At 50.6% G+C, this 4,969-nt stretch carries 7 protein-coding genes; all 7 read left to right on the plus strand.

Going from position 1 to position 4,969, the window contains the following annotated elements:
- Nucleotides 1–144 precede the first annotated feature (144 nt).
- A complete protein-coding gene (locus tag PG892_RS21630; RefSeq protein WP_270825836.1) occupies nucleotides 145–540 on the plus strand; it encodes a hypothetical protein in 396 nt (131 codons plus the stop codon).
- Between the two features lie 345 nt (nucleotides 541–885).
- Nucleotides 886–1,122 (plus strand): hypothetical protein, encoded by a 237-nt coding sequence (locus PG892_RS21635; RefSeq protein ID WP_113722096.1) that lies wholly within the window; start codon nucleotides 886–888, stop codon nucleotides 1,120–1,122.
- A 379-nt stretch (nucleotides 1,123–1,501) separates the two neighbouring features.
- On the plus strand, nucleotides 1,502–2,059 hold the full coding sequence (locus PG892_RS21640; protein ID WP_111912479.1) for a recombinase family protein: 558 nt from the start codon (nucleotides 1,502–1,504) through the stop codon (nucleotides 2,057–2,059).
- Between the two features lie 154 nt (nucleotides 2,060–2,213).
- On the plus strand, nucleotides 2,214–2,519 hold the full coding sequence (locus PG892_RS21645) for a hypothetical protein (RefSeq protein WP_162627341.1): 306 nt from the start codon (nucleotides 2,214–2,216) through the stop codon (nucleotides 2,517–2,519).
- Nucleotides 2,516–3,007: a hypothetical protein gene (locus PG892_RS21650; RefSeq protein WP_111912475.1), complete on the plus strand. Its 492-nt coding sequence runs from the start codon at nucleotides 2,516–2,518 to the stop codon at nucleotides 3,005–3,007. The genes PG892_RS21645 and PG892_RS21650 overlap by 4 nt, the downstream gene beginning before the upstream one ends.
- Nucleotides 3,008–3,175: 168 nt before the next feature.
- On the plus strand, nucleotides 3,176–3,700 hold the full coding sequence (locus PG892_RS21655) for a helix-turn-helix domain-containing protein (protein WP_270825840.1): 525 nt from the start codon (nucleotides 3,176–3,178) through the stop codon (nucleotides 3,698–3,700).
- 562 nt (nucleotides 3,701–4,262) lie between these two features.
- The gene (locus PG892_RS21660; RefSeq protein WP_270825842.1) at nucleotides 4,263–4,934 is read left to right on the plus strand and encodes a hypothetical protein; all 672 of its coding nucleotides are present in this window, start codon (nucleotides 4,263–4,265) and stop codon (nucleotides 4,932–4,934) included.
- Nucleotides 4,935–4,969 lie beyond the last annotated feature (35 nt).

Consider the following 4,969-nt stretch of genomic DNA (forward strand, 5'->3'; position numbering starts at 1 on the left):
GGAGGTCACATGGAAGATCAGATCCTGGAAAACGGGAATGGTTCCGTTCAGGGCGCTACTTGTGTATAAGAGTCAGCAATAGGGCTGCTCAGTCCGATCTATGAACAACTTGAACCAATGAGATTAGGGGAGGTTCATAGATCTATGCAAATAGCATATGAGTATGGAAATAGATTAAATAAGGGTATTCTTAAACCGAATGCCCTTAGCCATTTGATCGCCCAATACCCTTCGCATTCTTATGTGATTGATCGAATTGAAGCGGAGGATAGATTATTTAATGTAGTAACCGAGCCGGGAGATGCTTTAATTGCGTTGAGCCAGATACTCGGCCCAATAGTTGATGAAAGGATAGCTAATTCTGGCCCTTTACTTGTACATCTAAATGATTACTTAAAAGAGAGCAGTGATGATCACGGATGTGTTGCTAAAGGAGAAGATACAGTTAACGGTGATGCGCCTGAAGCTGAAGCCGATGAAGCCGATGCAGCTGAGGCCGATGTAGTTGAAGCGGAAGTAACTGGCGCAGATGCGGTTTAGGATCACGTTCAGATGCAAGCCAATCGTTAGGACACATGATGAAAATCATCGTTTTTCTATATTCATCAGGCTCGTGTTCGGGCTTGAACTGAATCGTACCAAAATGCATGTATTACTATGTACGATTGTATAATCAGGCCTGATACTTGCATGTGACTTGTCATGTTTAAGCTCTGCGGGTCTGTCTCTGAAACTAGGAACTAACTGAAGTGTTCGCGGTCTGACTAAGTCGAAGTAGCTTGCACAAAAGTTCCCAGCTTGTATGGTTTACAGAAAGGCATAGCTAGGTATGTGTATGTCTAATCGAGCATGGATTGCTCTAGCTGCAATTGAGGAGTGTTTGTTATGTTTGTACCAGCATCTAAGGTTGCGTCAGTGAGTCAGAGCAACTCTGAAACCGTTGATCTTGCTAAGATTTTGCAGGAGTATCAGAGGGGGGCTGCTAAACGCTGGGAAGGCGGAGATGTAGAGACTGTCGTTATCGTTGATAACAGGCAAGATCGAAACCGTATTACCCAACCGAAGGTTGTTGACAAAGACAAGCCTCACGCCTACCAGACACTACCTTCTGGAATTCTTTGATAAGGTATTCAAATCGACATAAGGCCCCAATGGGGCCTTTTTTTTGTGAATGTTACTAGGATATTTTTTGACAGTTTCCAGCTCCAACGCCTAGTGCTTTGTAGACGATATGGATATCTAGTGTCATAAAATGACCGAATTATGACACCAGCACTAGCAACGATCAGAGCATGACCATGAGAGATAAACGGTCACTAACTCAGATATCATTTTTCATGTTTACGATCACAACGATGGCTCGGTTTATATGGCTCATATTGTGTACCTTTTGAGCCACCTAAACACCCCACTGAAAATGATGGCTCAAAAGTGTTGATTTCAATATGAGCTATCACTATATTGTGAGCCATAGTTTTTGAGCTATCTGTGGGGAATTGTTATGGCGGTTATCGGGTATCTGAGGGTGAGCACTGGCGAGCAAAGCGTAGAGGCTCAGCGACACAGCATTGAGCAGATTCACAAGGTAGAAACGTGGTTCGCAGACGAGGGCATATCTGGCGCAGTGAAGGCATTAGAGCGCCCGGAATTCTCCGAGCTGTTCAAGTTTGTGCGGAAGGGGGATACGCTAATTGTTCCCGCTGTTGACCGTCTTGGGCGTGACACCATCGACGTTCTACACACGGTTGAAGCGCTGCAAGCCAAGGGCGTGTCGATTATCAGCTTGCGGGAGGGGTTCGACCTATCCACGCCAATCGGTAAGGCAATGCTGACCATGCTGGCCGCTGTCGCAGAGCTGGAACGCTCAAATATCAAGGCCCGTCAGATGGCCGGGATCGCCAAGGCCAAGGCAGAGGGCAAAGCATTAGGGCGAGAAAAGACCATTGATGATGTTGCCGTTGCTATCTGGCGGAAGGAAAACAGCGCAAGCATCCAGGCGACCGCCGAACATTTTGGGATTTCACCCGCCAGTGTGAAGCGAGCCTGCAAAGCAGCGTAATGACGATCCAAACAACACGCGAATAAAGCAACAACATACCGGCCAAGCGCCGGTATTTTTTTGTCTTAAATATGGTGATCGGTCATCTGTTTGTGTAACATGCAATCATTGTAACTTATTGAGATTTATAGGCTTATACATGAAGGTTTCAATATTGAAGCGTCAGCTCGCAGAGCGGATGGGTGAGGATGCGCACTATCTGGAAGGTAGGGACAAAGCGTTTTTAGCAGAGCTTGCCGGTATACCGGTTGAGCAGATTGAAGACGACGAGATCATCACTGGTGAAGGGGAAATCGGCTGGATTGAAGAGCGTGAGACCCATCTAGATTTGGCGGACAGGATGCGCATGGAAGTTAAGGAGGAAATCGAGAAGCAGCGTCAGCGCACTATTGAGCGTGGAAGCCTTGGCGGCTCGTATCGTATAGCGGCGGCATTGGCCCGCAATGGAGGTAAAGCATGATCCCGGAAACGCGTTTCGAACAGGCGCATGGTGTGACAGCGGGCAAGCTCTCATACGCTTTGGAACTGATGGATAAGGGGGATGTTGTGGCGGCTCGCGATGTAATCCTTGAGGTTCAAAAGACCAATGAAGAGCAGGCCCGAGTTATTGATACCCGGCTTTATGGGGCTGTTCGTAATCTATGCGAGGCGAGGCGTATGGATAGCCGGAGATTTTTCGCATTACAGCAGGTGTTAGGGTTGCGCGAGATCGTCCGCTCCTTGCTCGTATCACCTGCCGGGGTGGATCTGATATCTATGCATGTGCCAGTAGAAAATGATTTCTTCGTCTCCATGCTGTCTAGGATCCCACAATCGGCGGCAGTAGCCCCCATAGACAATGACAATGAGCGGGCGGCAACCCTGACATATCAAAATGGGAATGCGCGTTTATGGACGATGTTCTGCGAACAGCAGCAGGGTTTGGAGCATGGCGAGGGGAAAGCATGAAGCCGCAAAAAACAGTCCAGGTGATACGGCTATCCCGTCCTGTCGCGGAACGTGTGGCGATATGGGCCAGCGCTCTGAATATGTCGCCTACGCAAATTGTGGAGTTGGCAATCACCCGGTGGGAGCAATTGACCCCGTGTGATGCGCTCGGAATAGAGGGGGGCCGCGATGCGTCGCACCTCCCCCGCCCTTGAAGCGCAGGTTGCCGCAGCTCTCGCGGCAGGATGGCCGATTGTTGCTATCGCCGAGCAGACGGGAATCAGCCTATCCACAGTGAAACGGATCCGGGGGCGTTCAGGTGTTCGCCCCGACTCGATGCGGGAGGAGTTGATAGAGGAGGCCCGCGCCGGATTGCGGGCCTCATTGTCTTCTGAGTTCGCAGCCTCGGAGGGGGCTCGCCTTGTCCGGTCACAGGTTGCACTTTGTAACCAAATCCACACCAAGACAGCCGAGCTGCTAGAGAGCCTAACGATTGATAGTGAATGTGACAGGCACCAAGCGACCAAGATCCTTTCAGCGTGTGCCACAGCCAGCAAGCTAGCCGCTGATGGGTTGCGCCGGGTTCTCACACTGGCAGCGGAGCCGGAAATCGTTGAAGCCCTGCCGGAGCTGGTTGTGAGAGACTACACCGACGAGGAGATGTTGGCGATCAGGGCCGAGCGCGATAGCTGGGCCGATGCGCCGCTAGGATGATGCAGGTTGACGGCGACCCCACCCATGCTGCAAATTAACCTCGTAATTTTGGCCGATGAGTCGGCCCTACCTCTTCGCTAACGCCCATTTCGCGGCGTCCTTTCGCTGGAATCCCCATGAATACTGACCCTAACCGGTCAGGTTGTTGTTGTACGCGCTTTACAGGCGTTCAGGGGATGAGGTGAACGATAATTGAATGAGGGCTTGCCGCTGGCAAGCAGGTAAAACAGAAAAAAAGAAGCCGCCCAATGAGGCGGCACAAAAGGTTTTAACTATGGATAGAGTATCAGCAGAGAACTCGGTGTTCAATGACCGGTCATCAATACTTGAGCGGCCTAGTGTGGTTGCATTTCGCGTGAATTTCATCCGCGAACTGATAGAACGTGACTCATACGCACATGGCACGCCTCGTAGGCAATGGCATTTCGCAAACCATGCAGAGACAGATTTGGGGCGGCGCTCTAATCGGAAAAATGGAAATTTTGAACGTGGTTTGAGACGCAAAATTGCACGGCAAAACCTAGAGCTGGCGTGCCTTGCTGCTAACCAAGACCCGCAGAAAATGATCCGACCCGTGGTTATGGGTATTACCCCTGATAGTGACCAAAACAAGATCCTGATTGCAGTTAGGAAGGATTGGAGGAAACACCCCCTCCCTGAATGGGATGAACTATCCAGACCTGAGCGGTGGGCCTTTGGAATTCTCGGACACCTAAAGGCGAGTCGAGGTGAGTATTCAGCCATAACTCTGAATTTCTCCGAAAAGAAGGCCCAGCGATCCCTTGAGCATCTTAGGGACTCGGTACGAAAGAAGCTGGACGAGATCTTTGGCCTCGATGTCTCTTTCAACCTTGAGAGGGACAAAGAGGGTCGCGCCCACTTGCACACCCTCACACCCGGCAATGTCACGGACGCGCAACGCGCAGCACTTAAGAAGATGGGCGGGAAGTGGAGCGGTAGCGACGCGAGGCGGCAACTGGTAATAAAGCGCCGCCATGGTGTGCGGAATGCTATCTCGTGGGTGGCTGGTTATATGGCTAAGAATGTGGTGAAGGGGGAGGGCATTTATTATTTCCCCCACTCCATGACGCGAGAAGGCAAAGCCATTTATGAGAACATGGCCGCGATGGTTAGTGAACAGTGCATTGCTGCTCGGAGCAGTCAGACCACCAGCCCCACACAAACCAAAGTCCTAGGGAAGGTGCGAATAAGCGGGGAAATTCTTCTCGGCTGACTCAGTCATTTCATTTTTTCAGTTTGAGCCGATCT

The organism is Aeromonas sp. QDB68 (assembly GCF_027707405.1).
In the GTDB taxonomy this organism is placed as follows: domain Bacteria; phylum Pseudomonadota; class Gammaproteobacteria; order Enterobacterales; family Aeromonadaceae; genus Aeromonas; species Aeromonas caviae.